Origin of the sequence: Bacillus cereus group sp. BfR-BA-01524, assembly GCF_022662595.1 — a bacterium.
GTDB classification, from domain to species: Bacteria; Bacillota; Bacilli; order Bacillales; family Bacillaceae_G; genus Bacillus_A; species Bacillus_A thuringiensis_S.
The window spans coordinates 1-22,082 of the sequence record NZ_JAKUDW010000016.1; the positions used below are offsets into that span (position 1 = coordinate 1).

Here is a 22,082-nt window from a genome sequence, read left to right on the forward strand (position 1 = left end):
ATTTCCGTTATTTTGTTCATTTTGTTTCTTTTCTTCTTCTTGTTTCTTTTGCTCTTCTAGTTTCTTTTGTTCTTCTTGCTTCTTAAGTTCCTCTTGTTGCTTTTGTTCTTCTTGTTTTTTCAGTTCTTCTTGTTTCTTTAATTCTTCTTGCTTTTTCTCTTCTTCAGTTTTTTGCTGTTGATCTTGTTTTGGTTGCTCCGTTGTATCCGGCACGCTAGTATTTGGCGATGAATCACGTTTTTCACCTTTTATACGTAGCTCACTACCTTCTTGAATGACGCTACTTGGCATTTTAAAGCGTGATTTATCTGTAGCCATTTCGCTCATCATTTCTTTAAAGATCAACTGTGCAATTTTCGTATTTTTACTACTAATATACTCGTCTTTACCATCTTTCATATACCCAGTCCATACTGCCATCGTATATTGCGGTGTATATCCAGCAAACCAACTATCACGAGTTGCACTTTCTGGAATTTTATATTGAGCTAATTGTTTTGATGAGTAGTTTGTCGTACCCGTTTTACCAGCTACATCTAAGGATGCTACGTTTGCAGATGTACCAGTACCTGATGTAACTACAGTACGAAGCATATCTGTAATCATATATGCTGTAGAATCTGTCATAACTTGTTTTGGTTTTTGTCCAAAACTTTGTGACTTACCATCTGGATAAACGACTTTCTTAACAAAATGCGGTTTCGTATATTTACCCTCATTACCAAATGCCGCATAAGCGCCCGCTATTTCAGTTGGTGATACTTCATTTGTACCAATCGCTGTTGATTCAGTCGGTGCCGCATTAAATGTAATGCCTAATTTCTCAGAGAAGTCTTTTGATTTATTAATTCCAACTTCTTTCGCAGTCTTAATTGCTGGGATATTTCGTGACTTTTCTAATGCTACACGCATTGTAATTGGACCCATATGACTTCTATCTGAATTTCGTACTTCTTGTCCCGTTGAATACTTAAATGGAGAGTCGTCAATTTGATGGTACGTTGCCCATTTTAAATATTCAATTGCAGGAGCGTAGTCGAAAATCGGCTTCATCGTTGAACCAGCTGCACGATCTAATTCAATTGCCATATTATGCCCTTTAAATACAGCTTTATTTTCTCCACGGCCACTACCTATAGCACGAACTTCTCCTGTTTTCGTATCCATAAATGTAAATGCACCTTGGAATTTATCATTCGGATAATCAATGATATTATTATTTAAAATATTATCAGCAAGTTTCTGTGCTTTCGGATCTAACGTTGTATAAATTTCTAAACCGTCAGAACCGATATTAGCATCTGGTAATTCTTTTTCTACTTCTTTCACAACTGCATCCATAAATGCAGGGTATGGCATTGTTTGTAGTTGAGTTGCAGGCTTGAGTCCCTTTTCTACGTCAACTTTTGATGCTTCTTCCATTTCCTGTTTTGTTATATATCCATGTCGATTCATTAAGTTTAGAACAACATTTCTTCTTTCTGTTGCTTTTTGAACATTTTCTTTTTTCGTTGGATCATAGTTATTCGGTGCTTTCGGTAAACCTGCAAGCATCGCAACTTCTGGTAATGTTAAGTCCTTCAATTCTTTACCATAGTAGTTTTGTGCTGCTGTTGCGATCCCATATGAACGGTTTCCTAAGTTAATTTTATTTAAGTACATCTCTAATATCTCATGTTTTGAATACTGTTGTTCTAGCTTATAAGCTAAATATATTTCTTGTGCCTTACGCTTTGGTGTTTTGTCCATTGATAAGAAGTAATTTTTAATAACTTGCTGTGTTATCGTACTTCCACCTTGAGAACCATAATCTCCTTTAAGACTTACTAGAACAGCACGGGCAGTACCTTTAAAATCTACTCCGCTATGCTCATAAAAACGTGAATCTTCTGTCGCTAAAAATGCATTTTCTACTAATTTAGGTATTTGCTCATACGTAACATTCGTCCTTTTTTCTTTTCCATATTCATATACCAAATCCCCGTTTTTATCATAAATTTTTGAGGATAACGGATTAACAAGTTTTGCTTTCTCAAGTTTTGGTGCATCCTTAATCATTACGAAAAAGGTAGCAACCCCCGCCACTAAACCAACAATACCAAGTAATAAACAAGTAATTAAAAACTTGCGAAAGAATGATGTTTTACCTTTTGGTTTTTGTGTTTTAGAAGCTGGCTGTTTTTTCTTTTTAACTTGTCGTCGTTCCTCTCGAGAACGATAATTTTCTGACATGTTACTTTCTCCTGCCTTTCAATTCTCCCGTTGATTTACTTAAAAATATTGAGGTCACTTTCTAAAATGAATTTGATTAAGAAAGTATATTGACCTGGAGCATTCAATATTTTCCCAATTCACAGATTATAAATTTTAGAATACTTCTTATACAAACTATTTTCACTTCTATTTTTCCTAATAACGCTGCCCCTTTAAGCATAGAATGTAAAAAGTGAATTTTTAATACCTCGTATAAATAATATACCTTTTTTTCAAATGGTCAATATTTTCTTATTTATAAATCAAAGGTGAAATAAAAATAGCACAACGATATGTACTTCGTGTGAACTTCTTTATAATTACGTATAACAAACATTTAATATATTGCATATAAGTATAATACCTCTTAAATTATAAGGATTTCAACTTCACAACCTCAACATCTACAAGAAATTATTAAAAATGAAAAGTGAGGAGTTGCGTAATGATGAAGCTATCTCCCGTGATTTCAAAAAATATAGTTGCTGTTGGCTATAATCCTTTTTCTATGATTTTGCGAATCCAATTAAAGAATGGTATGTACGATTTCTTTAATGTACCAGAAAGTATTTATACTGGCCTATTACATGCACAATCTAAAAGTTATTACCATAAAACTTATATTAAAAATTCTTTCCGCCACACAAAAATTTAAACTTAACACCCACTAAAAAAAGGAGGTTAATCCTCCTTTCTTTTAAAAATATTTTATAGATGAATTATCTTCGATTCCTCTTATTGATTTCATCATATGCTTGAATTTGTTTTTTCAAACGCCGATCAGCTTTTTTATCATGCACTACAAGAATTGCATGTATAACTCCTGGAACCCAAAATATTAATGTTAATATGAAATTTATTATTGCCTGAATTGGTTTTCCACAAAATAATACAGCAACAGGTGGAAGAAAAATTGCTACTAAATACATCATCCCTTGAAAACTCCTTATTTTGTATTTTATATATCACTTTTCAAAATATAAGCAAAGAAACCTTATGATGTTGGCATTACATAAATTTTCATTAAATATACATAGCATCTCTTACTTTAATATATTCTAACTATAGGCAAAAAAACCTACTACTATTTTAATCTTAACCTGCTTCTAAAATCAATGTATCTCCTTCTATTTATATAAGTATTTCAGACTTCCCATTGTTTTCTAGCCTATTTTCTTCCTCTATTGCAGTTACTCCAATTGCAGAAATTAACGTTCCTATCGCTTGTATCCAAATACCAATGAGTGCAATTATTCTCTCATCCTTCTTATCAAAAATACTATCTTCATTTTCTCTCTCATCTTTCAATACATTTGAAACACCTTGATACGCTTGTAATCCAGCACCTAAACTTTGCATGGAGTTACCTAATATAATAATTTTCTGTAATACATTTATATCTATCAAAGCTGCTTCTACTCCTAAAAAAGCACCGATTGATTGTAAACTGTTCCCTGTAATGATAAGATAATCATTTTCTTTCAATTGTTCATTTATATTAAAATATGTTCCTATTACAGTTGATATATTCCCTAATGCTAATAACTCAATTCCTATTCGATCAAGTAATTTACTTTGATTCTCTAAGCCTATATTTTGCTTTTCCCTTTTTTCTTCCCCGTCATTATACTTGCTCGCAATGATTTGTAATATATACCCGAGGGCTTGTAATGAGCTTCCTACAATAACAAGATCCGATTCAACTTTCTCTTCTCCAATAAACCCTCTTGTCGTTCCAATTGCAGCTGTAAGGTTCCCTCCTACTTGAAACCATGCCCCTGTCACTTTTAAACCGCTTGGATTCATTTTTATCACCTATTTAAATATTTTCTAAACCTTTCAAAATAAAGAGAAACTTTAATCAGTGGTTTTTTCTTCATCCTCCGCCTAAATTATTTGCTTTCGCTGAATTTTGAGGTGGGGGTCTTACTGACTGGCAAATAGCGGGATAAACAAATTCCATCCTTAATCTTTTATTTTATTTTTCAGATGTAATTTTGTGAATGATATAATGTGTTACTAATATAAAAAAGCACCTTAAAGGTGCTTTTTTATATGCATGCTGGGCATGTCAATGAATCTCCATTTTCATCTATTGTTATATTCAATATATATTGAATTGCTTTATGTGACCAAGTTTCAGGTGTAGGTGATTCATTTATATATTGTGGCGCACATGACTTCAGCATTGGAGTGCTAATACTCCCTCCAGGATCTAAAGCAACTACAGCCATGCCATGGGGTAATTCCAGTGCCATAGATTTAGTGATACCTTCAATTGCAAATTTCGAGGCACAATATGGCGCAAGCTCAGCTTCACCTTCTCTCCCCCAACTAGAACTCATATTAATGATAATTCCTTCTTTCCTAGCTACCATTGCGGGAACAAACGCTCTTATTACATTTACTACACCATTCACGTTTACATTCATTACATTTTCGAATTCTTGAGCCGTAATTTTCCAAAGTTGTGCATTTTGATTTACAATCGATGCATTATTTATTATAAGATCGGGAGCCGTATGTCTATTAAGTATATAATTTGCCCAATTGTTAACTTGCTGAGAATCTGAAACATCAATTACTTGGAAATCATGTATTTTACTGTACTGTTTTTTCAGTTCTTCAATTTTATCTTTTGAACGTCCACAACCATATATGTTCCACCCTAATTCATGAAATCGATCAACCATCGCACGTCCTAGCCCTTGTGTCACGCCTGTAATAATTACAGATTTACTAATTTCTTTTCGCTTCATTTCTCTCATCCTCCTTCCCTATATCTTACTCTCTTCATTTTTATTCAGCCATTTACTAAAGTATCAACTCAACTCATACTTTAGTAATGGTTTTGATATTGCATACATAAACAAAAAAGTAACCATCATGGTTACTTTTTGCTATATATCTAAAAATTCATTGTTTATTTCATTATTGTTTTTACATTTCAACTTCTCTTTTCCACATTTCTCACATTGATACATATAAAGTGAAACTTTAATCAGTGAGGGTTTTGTTCATCCTCCACTGATTATTAGTTGAACCAATCGAGCTGCCCGGCAAATAGCGGGATAAACTACACCTAGTGTACTTTTTCAAAAATTTTCATTATCCTGCATCTTAATAAAAATATATTTATGTTTACAATGCGATTCACTCAAATAATTTTTAAACCACTTTTTCAACACAACACATTCCATCCTTATGATAGAACCTTTATTTAGCTGCCTTATTACATACTTTTATTTAAATATTCAATCTCATGTTGCAATTTTTTAAATTGCTCAAAATGCATGGTAATAGATTGGCTACTACCATAATCAACATTTTGTTTCACTAATATAACACCCGTATCATGAAAAAGTGCTTCAAGTTCTTTCCTAATAGACACTTTCGCAATATGAGCTGTTTTAATTGCAGATAAAATTGCAATTTCATTAAACTTTAATTTTATTTCATTTGGACAAAATGCGTCTTCAACTAATATAACTTCATTACTATAAATTAGTGCAACAAGATTACTTGATTTGGCATCTGTTAAATCAACTTTTTTCATAATATCTTTCATTACATTTTGCCTCCTTTATTTTCGTATATATCAATTATACAAATTTTTTTAAAAAATTACTCAACTTTATTATATTAATTTTAACACACTTTTATTGAAATCCATGCTCCAAACGTTTTACTGTTCCACAATTTTTATTATATGAACCATCTGGACTATACCTCCATATAGTAATGTTAACAACTTATTATAAAGCAGGTGAAAATTATGCCATCAGTTGTAGGGAATTTAGTTGTACAAAATAGTAATGGTTCATTTAACTTAGGTGATTTCTACAACGTTTCTCCGAAAGAAAATACGAAAGCTTATAATGGTTCCGGCGCATCAAACGTTGGCTTTGTTGTTAATACTTTTAGCGGTGTTAGTGCGACCAATACATTTGATTCTGACCTTGCAGATCAAAACCAAGTGGGTACAGCCTAATCTTATGTTCAACTTTCTGTATAGAAAATTTAAATTTGTCTATACTATAATCAGGCTGTTTGACAGCTCTTGTTGATTTTGGAGTACCCTATCTTTTTCTCCCTTTCCCTGGGGCTCAGCAGCTAGCACGAAGCTAGCTGCTTTTTCTTGTATTATTTGTTTCATAAATCAGAAATAAAAGAAGCTGCCATTTAATATTCAGCTTCTTTTACGTTATTTCAATAATATCCATAGCGTTAAATACATAAGTTTTATAAAAGGCGTCTGTACAAATTACAATTTGTTTTACCGGATTGATATGTACAACTGTCATATAGCTTGTTAATATGTAGCCATCTTCAAAATATGTTACCAATATTTCTTTCTCAGACAGTAATGACGTTAATAATTTATCAGAAATTCTCTCTTTTGCTTCGTTTGTTAAAAGCGGTTTTTGTACTTTTAATTTCTCTCCAATAATCTTTCTCATATTTAAAAGTTGTTCGGACATTACTGTAAACGGAACCCACTCTCTTTCTTCTTTTTGTATCTTTACATCGTTCATTTTTTATCTCCTTGATCATTTATACATTTATTTAGCCATACTATCCCTTAGTTATTTTTAATACTCACTAAACTCGGATTTACTTCTAAACTATAATTAGGTTACCCTCTCAAAAGAACATTCGTTCTTATTATACACGAACTTACGTTCTTTTGAGAAGAGCCATACTTATTATTTTTTAACAAAAAACAAAATTTTAATTATCTCCATACTTTTTTCCTTTATCAAATAAACTTCTCATTTTTTATGTAAAATGCATATAACAACTAAAAGGCGACTTCACACAAAGTGAAATCGCCTGTTTCTAAAAAATATTTCAAATTTTATTTTTCTATCCTAACTAATGTTCTTTCTGGAATACATAATTCATCTATATTAAAATGATTTATTTTTAATTTCAATTCCCCTACTCGTTCCTTATCTTCATCACCAACCCAACAACTAAATAATTCGAAATAGTCTCCATCTTCCGAATAGCCTTCCATAATCTTGCATAAAGTTAAAATTTTTTCTTTCGCTTCTTTTTTTCCTTTACGTTTTGCCACTCGACAAGTTCAATTCCCCAACTAGTTGAAACCTCATATGTGTAATTTGTTTGGAATTGATACTCATGTACAATTTCAAGCATACTTTCATCTGCAAAACACGGTCCAAAAACAATTACATCATTAGAATCTGGATCCGTTAACGGAATTTCTACATTACAGCCTATGTAACTTGCTAAACTCATTTTATACTCCTCCAATATTCGTATAAAAATACTTCATAGTATATTTGTTTACTCAAATATAAAATCCCTGCCTAAACAAAAAAGTTTTAAATTTTTTCGTTTATTAACCATCTATAACTGAAAACATATGCTATGATGAACGAACTCACAAAGCATAAGAAAAGAGAGCATTTACAACACTCTCTTTTCTTACATACTCTATGAAACTTTACAAAACTGAATCAGTGATTTTTATTATTACATTTCATTACATATACTTAGGTTGTACTATTATATGTAACTCTCTCTCTGTATCCGCTTTTTTCGGATGACGAAAATAATTAAGTTCGTACTTTAACACTTTATACTCAACAATCCCGATTTTAATCCCTTTCGTTTCTTTTAATATAGCTAATAAATCACTTACATTTTCATCATATGACTCAAAAATTTTCGCGCCGCCCTCTCCTTGAAAGATTACTTTCATATATTCTCCCCACCTTAATTTATTGATGTGGTAAATGACGCGTTTAAAACGATTCATTCTTTATCCTAAAATTTTCACACCAAAAAGAACATCCTTTCCATTCGAATGCTCAGCTTTTTACTAATTATCCATGTTAAATATTTATTCAAAAACATTATATGTATTATTTTTCAAATTATGTTCGATATCCATTATTAAAGGATAAATATATGTAACACCCTTGCATAATGAAAACCGTATAATATACACTTTCGTTGAAATAATTATAGCACCTTTAATTACCATCCATAATTCCCCATTGTAATTCTTAATATTTAAATGTAATATTGTATTGTCTTACTATCTATTTATAACTCACACACTAATTAGAAAAGGGAACTCTATATGAGTTCCCTTTTCTAATTATGATTACAATCATTATTTCTTTTCTAGAAATTTAAATGTATCTTTAAATTCTTTATTATTCACTTTAATATCAGCATCTTTCAATAAATCATTGACTACTTGTTGTTTCCATTTACCTGTCGTATCTTGTAGTCTTTGTTGTTCTAAATCTTTACGAATTTTTTCCTTTACTTCATCAAATGGCTTTAATTCTTTTTTATCCGTCACTTTAATAATATGGTAACCGTAAGTTGTTTTAACTGGATCACTTACTTGGCCTGCATCTAATTTATACGCAGCTTCCTCAAATTCTTTCACTGTTTGTCCAGGAGCAAAACCAGATATTTCCCCACCCTGTTCCTTTGACCCAGTATCTTCTGAATACTGTTTTGCTAAGGCAGCAAAATCTTCACCATTATTTACTTTCTCCTTTACTTCTTTAGCCGTTTTTTCATCTTTCACTAAAATGTGACTTACTTTCATTTCTGGTTTATAGTTATCTTTCACATCTTTTTCTGTGACTGTTGCTTTAATCGCTTTCTCAAATGCAATTTCTGGCTTCATTTTTTCTTTTAATTCATCTTCATTTTTCAATCCAAGTTGTTCTAAAGTTGATTTAAAGTTCTCACCCATTTTATCTTTTGCTTCTTCTACTTTCTTTTTTGCTTCCTCATCCGAAACTTTATATTTATCTAACAATGCCTTACTTAACATCATTTGATATAAAGTACTTTCTCCATATTGTTGTCGTAATTCTTTACTTAATTCTTTCTCTGTAACATTTCCTACTTTTGATGTTACTACGTTGTCTGAGGAACCGCATGCAGATAATGCTAGCATCACGCATGAAATAATTGTTCCAATAAATATTTTTTTCTTTTTCAATTCAAATACCTCACTTTTATCATTATGCAAATTAACTATACACAGGCATTGTGAAAACAGTGTGTTTTCTACATGTAATTCATTTCATATGAGTTGACTATGTATCATGCATTTCCATTTCCAAACATAAAGAGTCTTCTTACTATTATGTATAGTAAGAAGACTCTTTACATACACCTCAAAAACAATACGACTGCTATAGTTACTTAATACTTACATGTTCTTCAGGTATCCAACGATTCTGCCCGATATCTACTGCATTTCCCACTCTACCCCACACTCGAAAAGATGTCGATCCATCTATAGTTCCTTTATAATTCATACATTCAGGCTCTTCATAATAATTTACTCTGTAGCCAACAGGATATTTCGAAGTTGTATAAAACCATTTCACCTTAAAATGTTTTAAATATGCCCACTGCTTATCGTTCCCTAAACAAATCATATCTTGCTCACCGCCTCCCCAATAACCTGTTAAGATTAAATATGGAATTTTCTGAGTGAGTGCACCTGTAAATTGAGGATTCATGGGGTTTTCATATAAATTTATTCCGTATCCATCAGGATATTTCGAAACTGCAATACCAATGCCATTCGGTTGCTGTGTATACACTATGTTAGGTTGATTTGCTTTGTTCGAATCTATAAACCAAGAAAGTGACTTATTTCCTACTAATCGATTCAGATCACATTTCCCAATCCCAGGAACATTCCCTGAATCCGTATATTGCCAAATATCACATGGATATGCTGGCTTATTCCCTCCATAACGAGGAATCCATACGAAATCAGCTTCCATATTACGTGCTCCAAATGATAAATACGTGTGATGCCCTACATATAATCCTACTTTTTCCGCACCTAAACGGCGTAATTCATCAATAAATGCCTGTGTCCCGCCTTGCATATCTGCCATCGTTTGAACTTCTACGTCCGCCACCCAAAACTTAGCTGATTGATCACCACGATTCCAAAAATCTTGTGCCTCTTTCTTTGCATCAGCAATAGATATAAAACGGCAAAAAGCATAATTACCAAATGGGATACTATGCTTTTTCATTTCACTAACATAGTTTTGATACATAAAATCCACCGTATTAGAGCCATCTTGAACTCTAGCTATCACTAAATCTAGCTGAGATGCTGCAATATCCCAATTGATAGTTCCATTCCATTTTGAAATATCTACAATATAACCCATACATTCCAGCTCCTTTTTAATGTCCTATTCATAGCTTGTTTTATTGTAAGCCTCCCCTCTCTAAAACTAGCTATCTATAATATAAATAAAAAGAATCTTTACTGTTTTTAAAAATATATTCTCTTTCAGAAATATTTCTATTAGTTTTAACATATTTGCCACATAAAATATTCGAAATACACCCTACTATTCATTTGTTATGTAATCTCGTCCTATCATTCATTTTTGCGGATATTAGAAAAAATCCTCCTACATTATTAAATTAAAATTTCCAATATCAATTCCCTTTCAACTAAAAAAATTCATCCCTCATTTTCTATATATTCTTAAGTCAAAATTACTATCTTTACATGCTGAGATTTAGAAAAATTTTAATCAACGGGATATTAGCTAAAAAAACGACTTTGATACATATAAAAAGACATTTTCTATTCATGAAAATGTCTTTCTACAGTTTAATAAAATAACTTTGGTGCTAAATCTGCATTTTGCAATTCTTGATTTTCACTACTCATAACACAACTTGTGGAAAATAGAATTGGGATATCACAAATCTCATCCTGCATAACATCATGAAATACATTTGCAGCAACACCTGTAAACGTTTGACATAAATTTGAAATATCATCATTAAAAAATTGAATCACTTCGGCTTTAAACACCGGAAAGACAACATTAGATCCGCCAGGGAACTGAGGCTGTACCACAACTTGATCAAAATAAGGATTATTTTCTAGTGCTACTAGAAATAAATGTGCAATTTCAAAAGCATCTAGTGGACAAGGTACTGGATTTACGATTTGATTTTCATTATTCGTTACAATAACTGTCACACTTACGTTCCCAAATTCTACAAAAGATTTTAGAAGCGTTGCTAACGCTATCGCTTTTTCATTACTTAACGCATGCACTAAAATAATAAAATTCCCACCAACTGGAATAAGTGGACCAACTGTAACAGTTGGATCAGCGCCTATTGAATTTACCAATTTATTAAAATATGTGATCCACGGTGGTGAAAGCTGAGGTTGAGCTTGTACATTTTCTTGCATTCTTTTATTACCTCCTCATACAATTCTCACTACCATAATATGTATTAGGACAAAAAATGCATTAGATAAACTACTCATTTTTCATATTATATTAATTAAACATTTCATATAGTATTCTCAGTTTTTTTTCACATGTTTAAGTACTTATATGGCCATAAGGCTCTATACTATAATCAACTTAACTAAGATTTCATACTATATAAATACACCTTAATAATTATTTAAATAAAGAGGTGACGCATATATATTATGGAATATTAGGAGCTGATTTCGTGAAAAAAAAACCTATCATATTTAAAGTTCCACCTAATTCAAAACTAAAAGTTACATTTTTCGGTCCTTGTAACGAAGTAATTACAAATGTGTCTATAATTAATCAACTATGCACCCCTAAATGTCAGACTATCACGCAATACCCAGACTTTAAGAAATATGTAACTGAAGTACGATCGCTATCCCGTTGTTAGTCCGCATAATGTACGATTTTCACAACTTTGTTACCTAAAATAACTGAGAAAGAAAATAACTGCATTCCTAAACTAAAATTACTCATTTTATGATATTCCATTGATAATTTATTGATTCTTTACACTTTTTCATTAAAGGAGCATATATTATTGTATGGAGATTATCCACTCATAAAACCTATCTTTCTTTGGAGCGTACTTTTTATGTATGCTCTTTTTTTATGTAACCTTCCCCTTCTAAATTGACCTACAATATATTAAAATTCTTTATATACTCAAGGAGGTCAAATATGTTCAAGCTGCATCCAATACTACTCATCTTAGGATTGATTTTGTTTTTATATAGTGTAATCGTCTTTATGTTATTCTTTTCAGTGCATTAGCATTCCCTACACAAATCTATGTTCAATATATAATTTCTATATAGTAAAAAAAACGTAATGATACGATCTTTTATGTATTCCATCTTTCTTGTTCTATAAGAAAACTAGTAAACTTACTAACAATGAGTTTTCAGAAGCATGTTACTTATTTACGTATTATTTTGTTCATTATCTGAAGAAGGTTGAAGCATCTAAAAATTAAACTACACTTTACCTATTTACTTATATATTTTAGAAAAACAATAATAATCCCCCACCATTTGGTAAGGGGATTAACTAAACCTACTAAAAAACATTTGATGATCTGCTTTATTTAATTGGAGAAGGAAATCTTGCTGCTTCAAAGTGAACCGTATTTACACCATTAACATTTTGTACAATTACGCCCGCAATACTACTTTCTGCAAAAATTTCAACTAAATCTCCTGCTTCTAATTGAAGAATAGTAGTTACGGAAACATCATTATTAAAAAATACTCCTGTTCCAAAGAAATCATTATCTATCGCTATTGCTGGATTTCCATTTACACGAATTTCTACTCTAGCTCTGTAATTCACATTAAAATCATTTGGAGAAAATGTTATATTTCCTAATACACTATATACCCCTCTAGTTTTCGGAGTAAAAATGGATGTTACTGGATTATATTCATTCGCTAGATCAAATTGTTCATTTTGAAATAATACTTTAATAGGAGTATTTGCTAGAACAGGTTGATTAACTGTATTCACAGCTCTAAATGCCGATGCCCTTACAAGCTCCTCTTTCTTATCATCACAACACTTCACCTTTACATACTTCCTATCACATTTACTACTTTTCCTATAACAATCATGACTTTCCTTTTTGTAATCTTTACAATACTTACAGTAATAATAAGACATAGTTAGTCCCCCTTTACACTTATTTTTACATAGTATGCTATATAGGTTAGAATAGCTTGGACGACCTGTTACTATTTTTAATAGAGTAAAAAACCCTCACCATTTCGGTGAGGGTTTACCTTTAAGCTTCTGTAAACTCATTGTTTAATGACTTTATTTAATTGGAGAAGGAAATCTTGCTGCTTCAAAATGTGCACCATCTTCTAAAGGACTTAAAACTCCATCTATACTACTTTGTGCATAAATCTCAACTTCATCCCCTGCATTCAATTGAACAATCGTCGAAACACTTACTACATTTCCAAAACTTATTGGACCAAAAAAGTCATTATCTATAGCTATCGCTGCGTTTCCATTCACACGAATTTCTACACGTGCTCTATAATTTAAAGTTGGATCGTTTGGAAAGAAACCAATCGTTCCAATAATAGAATATACTCCTTTAGTCTTCGGCATAAAAATAGATGTTGCTGGATTATACTCATTCACTAAATCAAATTGTTCATTTTGAAATAACACTTTCACAAAAGTATTAGCAGGAACATTTTGATTTACTGTATTTCTAGCTCTAAATGCGGATGCTCTAACAAGATTGTCCTTGTTATCATGGCACTTACAAGTGTTCTTACAACAATCATGATGCTTCTTTTTATACTCCTTACAATACTTACAGTAGTAATAACAAGACATACTAATTCCCCTTTCAAACTTATTACTACATATTATGTAAGATTGATTTATAAGGTTTGGACTAGCTATTTTTATTATTCATAAGGGCGCTATTAACCTGCACCCTTATTTATATACACCACTTCATTCCTTACTAGTTATAAGTTGTATACAGTCCCATATGGAATAGTCAGAAAAGAACTTCCGTACGGTGTAACTTGATGTACTGGGTAAAAATACTCTACGGATGAATAATACGGTTGTACACCTTGCTGCTGCATTTGCAATTGTTGTTGCATTTGCAATGCTTGTTGAATAGCTTGGATTGTACTTTGTGCTCCACTATACGTTATAGATGTACCATACGCTGGTCGCATACCAGTTTCAGAATTAAAATATGAATAAAACATGATTTTCAACTCACTTCCGTATAAGTTATTACAAATTATATTATGATTCTTTATTTCAGTGGGTACTATAAAGCTAGTCCGCTCGCTTATATTCAAATGACAAAATAAAAAAGTAGCTGCTAGACTACTTTGACTCCTTCTTATCACCAAATGAAATGATATACATATTCTCCTGTTACACGCTCATTAATTCCCGCAACCCTAACAAACCTAAGTAAATCCGCTCCTTGAAGGAAATATACCGAAATCGTAACCGGTACTTGTGACCACATGAATTGATAAAGCTCATTCACTCTCTGATTCGTCGTAACGATTAAATCATTTACAGGTCCATGATTCCATGCAGAGGTTTGAACTGAAGTGAAAGAAAGGTCTTTCCCATTAACCACTATTCTTGATACGCTTTGAGTTATGTCCACAATAATCCCCTCCAACATTACAAAAATTGGACCTTTTTTAGTTCATATTATTATAAATATTCTTGACTGTAATAAATGTTTAAGGCAAATCCCTAATAAAGTGAAACTTTAATCAGTGGGGGCTTACTGCCCGTTAATGCGGGATAAAATTTTTTATTCATATCCCTCAATTCCCATTACAACCATATAATTTCTAACCTTATTCAATTTTTGTAATTAAAATAAAAAGGCATCTTAATTAGATGCCCTTTACTTATCTTTTAATACAATTCTACTGTTAAAATAGCAACGCCAAATCCGATGCAAACCAATCCTATCAATATGAATAGCAATTGGAATCCCCATAAATCACTGATTATTTCTATAATATGCACCAGCACAATAATAATAAAATCTTTAAACCCACTGAAACCATGTTCCTTTGTCTCTCTGATTCCATCAATTACAGTCAGACAAACAATAAAAATACCTAAACCAATTAACATAAAACCTAATACAAGCATTCATATATCCTCTTTTTTCTTTTATCTCCTATTAACGAACATTTCCACATTAAAATTCAGTACATACGGGGAAGTTAGATAAAAAATTAACTACCCGTAAAACCTGATTAGTGTGTACTAATAATTAAAGGGAAGGCCCTCCTCTTCACTTTATATTATCATGAAAGGATATGAGCTTCGGAGTTATTTCTTTATAGAATAAAAAATAGCTAATTCACTACTTAAAAAGTAAAAAAAGCATCAGATTGACTAGTATGTAGATGGTTAAATGAATGTAAAATGTTTTTAAATTATTTACTCTTTTTTTAGTTTGGAAGTAACTCTCATCTCGTCCCATCTTTATACACCACTTTCTTAATCACACTGAACGCAATATTCAATTGATGAGTTTGTCATTTCGTTACCTCCAATTAACGCTTTTGTTCAATGTAGTTATTTTCTTGTATAATAAAAGTTAATTAATCTAGAAGGGACTGAATTATGCGCAGATATCAATATTTTTAATCTACCTATCATTACAACATAACGGAGGTAAAAGTATTGATTACAGAACTACACTCACAGAGATTATATTTAAGGAAAATGAAAGCATCTGATTCACTAAGTATGTTTAAAATATGGTCTGATCCTAATGTTACTAAATTCATGAATATAAGTAATTTCACTGATGAGAACCAGGCAAAAGATATGATTCAATTCCTTAACGAACTCGCTCAAAATAATAAAGCTATACGTTTTACTATTATTGAAAAAGAATCTAATCACATTATCGGTTCATGTGGCTATAATTCCTTAGATTTTGAAAACTCAAAGACTGAGATTGGCTATGATATTTCAAAAACATTTTGGGGTAAAGGATATGCACCTGAAGCAATATCCTCTTTATTAGATTATGCTTTTACACATCTAAAACTATATCGTGTTGAAGCAAAAGTTGAACCTGCAAATGTAAATTCCATAAAAGTATTAGAAAAATTAAACTTTACTTTTGTAAGGTACTCTGAGAAAGAGCGAAAAATCAGCTGGAAAGCTTATCGATTTAAATATCTATTCGAAATTAATAAGCGATTAATTTTAGTCACTCTGCCCATACTCAATCAAAGTGTGGGCTTCTTTAATTTCTGTATAAAATTCAAAAGTTTGACACAATCCTGGAAAAAGCTTATAAAGAAAAGTGAGGTTCCGTTATTTTCACACTTAGTAGCGCAGTCATGTTACATACAATTTTATAAGTGTGAACGAACTACAAAACTAAAAAACAAATAATAAGTTTGCAACATGTTTGCAAATACGAATTTTGCATATAAATTCGTGTGATATTGAAAGGAGTTTTACTTATGAAAGAAATTAAAACAGAACAAGAATTCAAAGACCTCATCGCAAGCGAGGAGCCAGTAGTTGTTAAGTTCTTTACTACATGGTGCCCAGATTGCGTACGTATGGACAACTTTATCGGAGATGTAATGGAAGAGTTCAATAAATTTGAATGGTATTCTATTAATAAAGATGAGTTTCCAAGTATCGCTGAAGAGTATCAAGTAATGGGTATTCCAAGTTTACTTGTATACCAAAATGGTGAGAAGTTAGGCCACTTACATAGTGCTAACGCAAAAACTGAAGAGCAAGTTACTGAGTTTTTAGAAGCATACTAAAATAAAAGCCCTCTGGAAAATATTTTTCAGAGGGCTTTCATCTATTTTCACACTTATCTTTTGACGTTTTTCATCGTTTAATGAATTACACCTTGTCATTATAAGAATAATACATAGTAAGAAAAGTATTCGTTTCTTCATCCATCTACCCTCCTATCTCTTTAGTAAATAAACTCCAATTCGGTTTACACCCTGACTTTGTACTTTTCAACATATTTTTCCTTCACGAAACTTTGTTATCCCCTTCTTAAAAAGCTATAAAACGTCAACAATGTTTGTATAGACCCACACGACTTTCGTTTGATACTCTATTTATAGAAAGAAATTCCTTTAAAGAAAGGTGAGTGATTAAAATGGATACTCTTTCTCATAAAGAAGCTGATAAAGGTGCTATTGTCAGCATTATGGCCTACATATTTTTATCCTCTATGAAAATCATCATCAGTTATATTACCCTCTCTAGCGCATTACGTGCTGACGGTTTAAATAACTTAACGGATATCGGTGCTTCTTTAGCGATATTAATTGGTCTAAAAATATCTCGTAAACCTCGTGACCCAGATCATCCGTATGGGCATTCGCGGGCCGAACAAATCGCATCACTTGTTGCGTCCTTCATTATGGCAACAGTCGGATTAGAAGTTGTTATTAGTGCCATTCAATCTTTCTTAAATCCGAAACAAGCAGCACCTAATGTACTCGCTGCATGGGTTGCTTTATTTTCTGCTGTCGTTATGTACTGCGTGTATTTGTATACGAAAAAAATTGCAGCACGAACAAAAAGTAAATCATTAGAAGCCGCTGCAAAGGATAATTTATCAGATGCACTCGTAAGTATTGGTACTGTAGTAGGTATTGTCGGTTCTCAGTTCCAAATGCCTATTTTAGACCCTATTGCCGCTTTAATTGTCGGTCTTATTATTTGTAAAACTGCATGGGAGATTTTCGTAGAATCTTCTCATATGCTAACAGATGGAATTGATCCTGATAAAATGGAAGAATACGCTGATGCTATTGAGCATATTGGCGGTGTGGAAAACATTGTAGATATTCGAGCACGTATGTACGGGAATCAAACGTACGTTGATATTACAATTGAAGTAGATGCTCGTATGGATGTTGGAGAAAGTCACTGTATTACTGACAATATCGAGGCTATGCTTCGCAAAAAGTTTGGAATTTACCATGCACACATTCATGTTGAGCCAATGAAAAAAGAACCTATTATGACATAGGTTCTTTTTTTATGAACGTTTTATGAAATATAACACATAAAACGAGCCAGCTACCGCCAGCTGCCCATCCTGCTAATACGTCAGATGGATAGTGCACGCCAAGATATATTCGGCTAACTGAAATAGATAATACAACAAAGCTTGCTATAAGAATAATTAATAATTTTTTATGCAACGAAATACGATCTTCAGTAATTGTGACGTATGCAATAAATCCTAAAAAAGCAGTAGCATTCATCGTATGACCGCTCGGAAAACTATATCCAGTCGCAGTAACAAGCTGCGTGACATCAGGTCTTGCTCGTTCGTACCATAGTTTAAGCATACTGTTTAAATAACGAGCTCCGTAGTAATTAATTGTTAGAAGTAACGCACTAAGCAACTTTTTTCTAACGAGAAAATACATTACAAGAATAATGAGTAATGGAAAATATATTCTTTTGGAACCGATAAAAGACACCCAAGTAAAATAGGTCGTCAAATAATCGTTTCGAAAGCTTTGAATAAAATGTGCGACTATATTGTCAAAATTCTCAATACAAGCGGTATGATACGAAAGTGATAATACGACAAAACAAATGAGTAACGTAAAACTTAGCAAGTATAAATGTCGATATCGTTTCACATACATAACCTCACTATGCAAAAAAATGGAGCGGTTGTTTTAGTTTTCCTCTCCATTTCTTTTTTATGCATAGTTTATTAAAAAATATAATTATTAATTTTTTGCTTCATCTCAGGGATATCTTCTCTTGTTACGGTAAAACGAATCACCTTCTCATCAAGATCAAGCGCCTCAGCGAATAATCCAGCTAAACCACGGGATTTTCTATCTACTTCCATAATAATTTCTAGTCGGTCGTATGCACATGGCAAGATTAATAATTCTAATTCATCTAATTTCCCATAATGCTCTCCAGAAACCGGAATAAACTCAAATTCTTGTGCGAATGGAACTTGCTTACGTAATCGATGCGGTAATTCTTCACATTCTATATGACGTGCTTTAAACCCTAATTCATTTACACTATCTAAAACACTACTTAATAATGCATTGGGTAACACTTGAACGTAGTCGCGGTCACTTGGGTCTATACTACGTTTAATATCAAGACCTGTATGAATCCAAACCGTTTTCATACCAAGTGTAAGTGGTGCTTCAATTGGCATTGGAAAAGAAAATGGAATTTCAACTTTTTCATTCGGTTCTACAGAAAAAGGTTCTGTTAAGCGTACTCGCTCTAAATCATATGTTGCTGTTACTTTTTTATCATCCACTTCTCGTACATACGACGTCGATAATGTTAAGTAAATGCTTTCAATTTGTTGGCTAACTGAACCTCCAGTTATATGAACCTTTCCAACTATTTCTTCCCCAACAATATACTCATCTTTTTCAAGAACAGTATCTACCTTTGCACTTCCAATACCAACGCTTGCTAAAAACTTTTGAAACATGGAGTCTCCATCCTTTCTAAAACAGAAGCTACATCTTGTTTTAAATCTTGTACATTCTCATAGTACGGCGTTTTTATTTGTAACATTCTCATAAGAATTTCGCGATTATAATTTTCCAAAGTTAATTCTTCGTACCATGGTTTTTCCTGTTTTTCATTAGATTCATATCCTGCATATAATAAAAATAATGAGAAATGACCGAGCGCATAAAAGTCGCTACGAAAGTGAACTTCTCGCATCAAAGCTTGTTCACCTTCGTAAGTTGTAGCTCGCTCATCATCCTCACCTTTCCATTTAGCCAATCCAAAATCAATAATACTAATTTGATTTTCTTTCATTAGTATGTTTGGAATGCGTAAATCTCGATGAATAATGCCTTCACTATGAAACACCGATACAATTTCTAATATTTCATATAAAATCTCAAAAACTTCACGTTCTGTATATACATACCCATCTATGAAAATATAATCTTCAAAATTTTTACCAGGCATGTACTCCATCACAAAGAAGCTCTTTTTCTCCCATATGAAATGATCATATAGACTAGGAATTGTATGATGATTCAATGTTTGTAAAATCATTTTCTCTTGTTCAAATGATTTTCTACCAGACTCATATCTTTGTTTACTTTGTCTTAATTGTTTTAAGACTTTATATCTATTTATTTGTAAATCATTAACGACATATGTAACCCCATAACTGCCCATTCCAATTACTGATTCAATTTTATAACGTTCTGCAACAATTGTATTTTTTCGCAGTGGTCTATCAAATAATGCTAGTACACGACGCCATTTCATCAGCTACTTGAAAAGAAGCTACGGCTTTTACGTTTTCTTTTATAATGTTGATGTCCATAACCAGATGAACGTCGTTTATAATCGCTACTTGAATAAGAGCGCCCTCTACGACGATAATCACTACTTGAATACGAACGATATTTTTTCTTTCCTAATAAAGAATCAATAATTTTTTTGAACATCCCTTCACCTCTTGAGTAAAATTTCCTTTTCATTATACCAATAATTATTGACTATATTTGTGACAGGTTTGTAAAGAGTAAAAAACGACGAGTTATGCCCGTCGTTACTTTCATTCATCCTCTTCATCAAAAACTTCATCAATCATGCATTTCTCTAATAAATACTCAAATGTAATATCTGCGAGATCTTCAATTTCTTCTCGTTTTGGGACGTACCCTCTTTCAATTAGTTGCTCATAAAAAAACTCCGCAATCTCTTCCGTATCAATCACGACTTCAATTTCCTTCATGAGCATCACTCCTTTATTTCTGTTTTATGAAAAAATCTCAAAATTATGTATATGAGATTAGAAAAATAGATTTTATTTTTTTATAGGTCATAAGCTTTGGACGAGATGCATACGATTGTAGTACAAGCTATTCAAAGGGGGAAATAATAATGGAAAATCAATATGAAGTAGGACAAACAAAAGAAGAGTTCATGCATGAAGATCAATGGGCAGACTCTCTTATAAAGTGGCTTTTTATTTTTTTAATAGTTGTAGGCATACCTTATACTGCATATGTTGTTGTTCAATTTATTCTCTCTTTCTAGTTAACTATTTTTTCTCTGTCAATTTAACTAAATAATTATGAACAACATCCATTACAATTTTATATTCTTCATCTTTAAATGTATCGAACAATAATTGATAATCGTTATAAATATCAAGTAACCCATCAATGATTTCTTGACGATTCGTCTTAACACTCACTTTTTTCGAGTTGTTAATTGACTTTAACTTACCTAAATCTAATTTATTCATACCTGCTTTATCTTGTTTCAGTTTCTTCAAAATTGCATTTGCCGTTTGAGCATTCGCAAGTAACGTTAAATCTGACTCATCCGCTTCTAACCATTCACCATCCGTAATCCGTGACAATTCATAAATTGTATCTTCCCAGGCGTCATTCTTATATCTCCATACTTCTGTACGAAAACCAACAATACGGAAAACATCTTTATCATATCCAGTTACTTGCACAAGATCACCAAACGTGAAATTATAATTTAATTCAATCCACTCCGTATCGCCCTTTTTCATATCTTGCTCTGTAACGTGCTGCAATGTTTGCTCTACGTAAAATCCATCGTGATTATTGACTTCGTATACATAAACTCCATCTAAAACCTTCATATTTGTGATTTTCCCAACGGTTCCATATAGCGTAATCACGACTATGTCCCCTACGTTGTATTTAGGTTGTTTTTTTCTTGCCATCTCTATCTCTCCTTTTTTTGACGTCGTGATTTTGATATCAGTATATGCAACCTACATAAAAACGCTTATCACAGAAGCTTATATTCATAAATTTTTTCAATAAAAATTATAATCTTATAAAATTTACGTTACACTCAAAAAAAGCTAGTAACTAGACTAGCTTCAAATCAACAAATTTCGTATAAAAAAACATACAGAATACTTCACTTTAAACAAAGTAATGTATTCTGTATGTTTTCAAATAGTTT

General features: G+C 32.1%; 29 protein-coding genes and 3 pseudogenes. 7 read left to right on the forward strand and 25 right to left on the reverse strand.

Going from position 1 to position 22,082, the window contains the following annotated elements:
* Positions 1–2,232 (reverse strand): transglycosylase domain-containing protein (locus MR170_RS07695; RefSeq protein WP_242307875.1); only part of this gene is annotated, 2,232 nt, incomplete at its 3' end.
* A 466-nt stretch (positions 2,233–2,698) separates the two neighbouring features.
* On the opposite strand from MR170_RS07695, the gene MR170_RS07700 reads away from it, so the two are divergent.
* A complete protein-coding gene (locus tag MR170_RS07700) occupies positions 2,699–2,908 on the forward strand; it encodes a KTSC domain-containing protein (RefSeq protein ID WP_000977080.1) in 210 nt (69 codons plus the stop codon).
* A 64-nt stretch (positions 2,909–2,972) separates the two neighbouring features.
* Here MR170_RS07700 and MR170_RS07705 read toward each other — a convergent pair whose 3' ends face one another.
* The 5 genes and pseudogenes from MR170_RS07705 to MR170_RS07720 all read right to left on the reverse strand — a co-directional run bounded on the left by MR170_RS07705 (position 2,973) and on the right by MR170_RS07720 (position 5,821).
* Positions 2,973–3,185, reverse strand: coding sequence for a YqaE/Pmp3 family membrane protein (locus MR170_RS07705; RefSeq protein WP_016081733.1), 213 nt, complete (start codon positions 3,183–3,185; stop codon positions 2,973–2,975).
* 199 nt (positions 3,186–3,384) lie between these two features.
* Positions 3,385–4,059, reverse strand: a complete 675-nt coding sequence (locus MR170_RS07710; protein WP_016081734.1) for a DUF6944 family repetitive protein — start codon at positions 4,057–4,059, stop codon at positions 3,385–3,387.
* Positions 4,060–4,304: 245 nt separating this feature from the next.
* Positions 4,305–5,012, reverse strand: coding sequence for an SDR family oxidoreductase (locus MR170_RS07715; protein WP_016081735.1), 708 nt, complete (start codon positions 5,010–5,012; stop codon positions 4,305–4,307).
* Positions 5,013–5,153: 141 nt separating this feature from the next.
* Positions 5,154–5,441 (reverse strand): annotated as a pseudogene (locus MR170_RS32455) (hypothetical protein).
* 44 nt (positions 5,442–5,485) lie between these two features.
* Positions 5,486–5,821 carry a hypothetical protein gene (locus MR170_RS07720; RefSeq protein WP_016081736.1) on the reverse strand — a complete coding sequence of 112 codons (336 nt, stop codon included), beginning with the start codon at positions 5,819–5,821 and terminating at the stop codon, positions 5,486–5,488.
* 207 nt (positions 5,822–6,028) lie between these two features.
* Between MR170_RS07720 and gerPF the strand changes: the two genes are divergently transcribed.
* The gene (gene gerPF, locus MR170_RS07725) at positions 6,029–6,244 is read left to right on the forward strand and encodes a spore germination protein GerPF (RefSeq protein WP_001141569.1); all 216 of its coding nucleotides are present in this window, start codon (positions 6,029–6,031) and stop codon (positions 6,242–6,244) included.
* Positions 6,245–6,452: 208 nt separating this feature from the next.
* On the opposite strand, the gene MR170_RS07730 is transcribed toward gerPF, so the two are convergent.
* The 7 genes from MR170_RS07730 to MR170_RS07760 form a co-directional block, all read right to left on the reverse strand.
* Positions 6,453–6,788 carry a YolD-like family protein gene (locus MR170_RS07730; RefSeq protein WP_001999741.1) on the reverse strand — a complete coding sequence of 112 codons (336 nt, stop codon included), beginning with the start codon at positions 6,786–6,788 and terminating at the stop codon, positions 6,453–6,455.
* A gap of 323 nt (positions 6,789–7,111) precedes the next feature.
* Entirely contained in the window at positions 7,112–7,333 is a 222-nt protein-coding gene (locus MR170_RS07735; RefSeq protein WP_043936528.1) for a hypothetical protein, read from the reverse strand.
* Positions 7,288–7,518, reverse strand: a complete 231-nt coding sequence (locus MR170_RS07740) for a KH domain-containing protein (RefSeq protein WP_042968896.1) — start codon at positions 7,516–7,518, stop codon at positions 7,288–7,290. Before MR170_RS07740 ends, MR170_RS07735 begins: the two co-directional genes overlap by 46 nt.
* A 247-nt stretch (positions 7,519–7,765) precedes the next feature.
* Positions 7,766–7,984 (reverse strand): hypothetical protein, encoded by a 219-nt coding sequence (locus MR170_RS07745; RefSeq protein WP_000864277.1) that lies wholly within the window; start codon positions 7,982–7,984, stop codon positions 7,766–7,768.
* Positions 7,985–8,401: 417 nt separating this feature from the next.
* Complete coding sequence (locus MR170_RS07750) at positions 8,402–9,253, reverse strand: peptidylprolyl isomerase PrsA (protein WP_000727352.1); 852 nt, start codon at positions 9,251–9,253, stop codon at positions 8,402–8,404.
* Positions 9,254–9,455: 202 nt separating this feature from the next.
* On the reverse strand, positions 9,456–10,454 hold the full coding sequence (locus MR170_RS07755) for a glycoside hydrolase family 25 protein (RefSeq protein WP_029442240.1): 999 nt from the start codon (positions 10,452–10,454) through the stop codon (positions 9,456–9,458).
* 455 nt (positions 10,455–10,909) lie between these two features.
* The gene (locus MR170_RS07760) at positions 10,910–11,506 is read right to left on the reverse strand and encodes a hypothetical protein (RefSeq protein WP_016081741.1); all 597 of its coding nucleotides are present in this window, start codon (positions 11,504–11,506) and stop codon (positions 10,910–10,912) included.
* A gap of 272 nt (positions 11,507–11,778) precedes the next feature.
* Here MR170_RS07760 and MR170_RS07765 point away from each other — a divergent pair, with 272 nt between their 5' ends.
* Complete coding sequence (locus MR170_RS07765; RefSeq protein WP_043936529.1) at positions 11,779–11,973, forward strand: hypothetical protein; 195 nt, start codon at positions 11,779–11,781, stop codon at positions 11,971–11,973.
* A gap of 692 nt (positions 11,974–12,665) precedes the next feature.
* Here the strand turns inward: MR170_RS07765 and MR170_RS07770 are convergent.
* The 6 genes and pseudogenes from MR170_RS07770 to MR170_RS07795 form a co-directional block, all read right to left on the reverse strand.
* The gene (locus MR170_RS07770) at positions 12,666–13,241 is read right to left on the reverse strand and encodes a complement C1q domain-containing protein (protein WP_226605715.1); all 576 of its coding nucleotides are present in this window, start codon (positions 13,239–13,241) and stop codon (positions 12,666–12,668) included.
* Positions 13,242–13,394: 153 nt separating this feature from the next.
* Positions 13,395–13,931, reverse strand: coding sequence for a complement C1q domain-containing protein (locus tag MR170_RS07775; RefSeq protein ID WP_242307876.1), 537 nt, complete (start codon positions 13,929–13,931; stop codon positions 13,395–13,397).
* Positions 13,932–14,068: 137 nt separating this feature from the next.
* On the reverse strand, positions 14,069–14,320 hold the full coding sequence (locus MR170_RS07780) for a DUF3947 family protein (protein ID WP_053564577.1): 252 nt from the start codon (positions 14,318–14,320) through the stop codon (positions 14,069–14,071).
* A gap of 143 nt (positions 14,321–14,463) precedes the next feature.
* Positions 14,464–14,739, reverse strand: a complete 276-nt coding sequence (locus tag MR170_RS07785; protein WP_000355695.1) for a hypothetical protein — start codon at positions 14,737–14,739, stop codon at positions 14,464–14,466.
* A 260-nt stretch (positions 14,740–14,999) separates the two neighbouring features.
* Positions 15,000–15,242 carry a hypothetical protein gene (locus MR170_RS07790; protein ID WP_016081744.1) on the reverse strand — a complete coding sequence of 81 codons (243 nt, stop codon included), beginning with the start codon at positions 15,240–15,242 and terminating at the stop codon, positions 15,000–15,002.
* A gap of 226 nt (positions 15,243–15,468) precedes the next feature.
* Positions 15,469–15,579 (reverse strand): annotated as a pseudogene (locus MR170_RS07795) (2TM domain-containing protein); the annotation flags it as partial.
* A gap of 203 nt (positions 15,580–15,782) precedes the next feature.
* On the opposite strand from MR170_RS07795, the pseudogene MR170_RS07800 reads away from it, so the two are divergent.
* The 3 genes and pseudogenes from MR170_RS07800 (at position 15,783) to MR170_RS07810 (ending at position 18,129) form a co-directional block, all read left to right on the forward strand.
* Positions 15,783–16,314 (forward strand): annotated as a pseudogene (locus MR170_RS07800) (GNAT family N-acetyltransferase).
* A 265-nt stretch (positions 16,315–16,579) separates the two neighbouring features.
* Complete coding sequence (locus tag MR170_RS07805; RefSeq protein WP_016081745.1) at positions 16,580–16,894, forward strand: thioredoxin family protein; 315 nt, start codon at positions 16,580–16,582, stop codon at positions 16,892–16,894.
* Between the two features lie 353 nt (positions 16,895–17,247).
* Entirely contained in the window at positions 17,248–18,129 is an 882-nt protein-coding gene (locus tag MR170_RS07810) for a cation diffusion facilitator family transporter (RefSeq protein WP_000380385.1), read from the forward strand.
* Here the strand turns inward: MR170_RS07810 and MR170_RS07815 are convergent.
* The 5 genes from MR170_RS07815 to MR170_RS07835 all read right to left on the reverse strand — a co-directional run bounded on the left by MR170_RS07815 (position 18,119) and on the right by MR170_RS07835 (position 20,862).
* A complete protein-coding gene (locus tag MR170_RS07815; RefSeq protein WP_242307877.1) occupies positions 18,119–18,754 on the reverse strand; it encodes a phosphatase PAP2 family protein in 636 nt (211 codons plus the stop codon). The two genes, MR170_RS07810 and MR170_RS07815, sit on opposite strands and share 11 nt — an antisense overlap.
* Positions 18,755–18,831: 77 nt before the next feature.
* Positions 18,832–19,587, reverse strand: coding sequence for a sporulation protein (locus tag MR170_RS07820; RefSeq protein WP_029442235.1), 756 nt, complete (start codon positions 19,585–19,587; stop codon positions 18,832–18,834).
* Complete coding sequence (locus tag MR170_RS07825; RefSeq protein ID WP_242307878.1) at positions 19,569–20,390, reverse strand: serine/threonine protein kinase; 822 nt, start codon at positions 20,388–20,390, stop codon at positions 19,569–19,571. Before MR170_RS07825 ends, MR170_RS07820 begins: the two co-directional genes overlap by 19 nt.
* Positions 20,390–20,572, reverse strand: coding sequence for a hypothetical protein (locus MR170_RS07830; RefSeq protein ID WP_000473371.1), 183 nt, complete (start codon positions 20,570–20,572; stop codon positions 20,390–20,392). The genes MR170_RS07825 and MR170_RS07830 overlap by 1 nt, the downstream gene beginning before the upstream one ends.
* A 110-nt stretch (positions 20,573–20,682) precedes the next feature.
* Positions 20,683–20,862 (reverse strand): YozD family protein, encoded by a 180-nt coding sequence (locus MR170_RS07835; protein ID WP_000658451.1) that lies wholly within the window; start codon positions 20,860–20,862, stop codon positions 20,683–20,685.
* Positions 20,863–21,011: 149 nt separating this feature from the next.
* On the opposite strand from MR170_RS07835, the gene MR170_RS07840 reads away from it, so the two are divergent.
* The gene (locus tag MR170_RS07840; protein WP_000431486.1) at positions 21,012–21,167 is read left to right on the forward strand and encodes a DUF3930 family protein; all 156 of its coding nucleotides are present in this window, start codon (positions 21,012–21,014) and stop codon (positions 21,165–21,167) included.
* Positions 21,168–21,171: 4 nt separating this feature from the next.
* Here MR170_RS07840 and MR170_RS07845 read toward each other — a convergent pair whose 3' ends face one another.
* Positions 21,172–21,834, reverse strand: coding sequence for a hypothetical protein (locus tag MR170_RS07845; RefSeq protein ID WP_000101498.1), 663 nt, complete (start codon positions 21,832–21,834; stop codon positions 21,172–21,174).
* Positions 21,835–22,082: the final 248 nt, after the last annotated feature.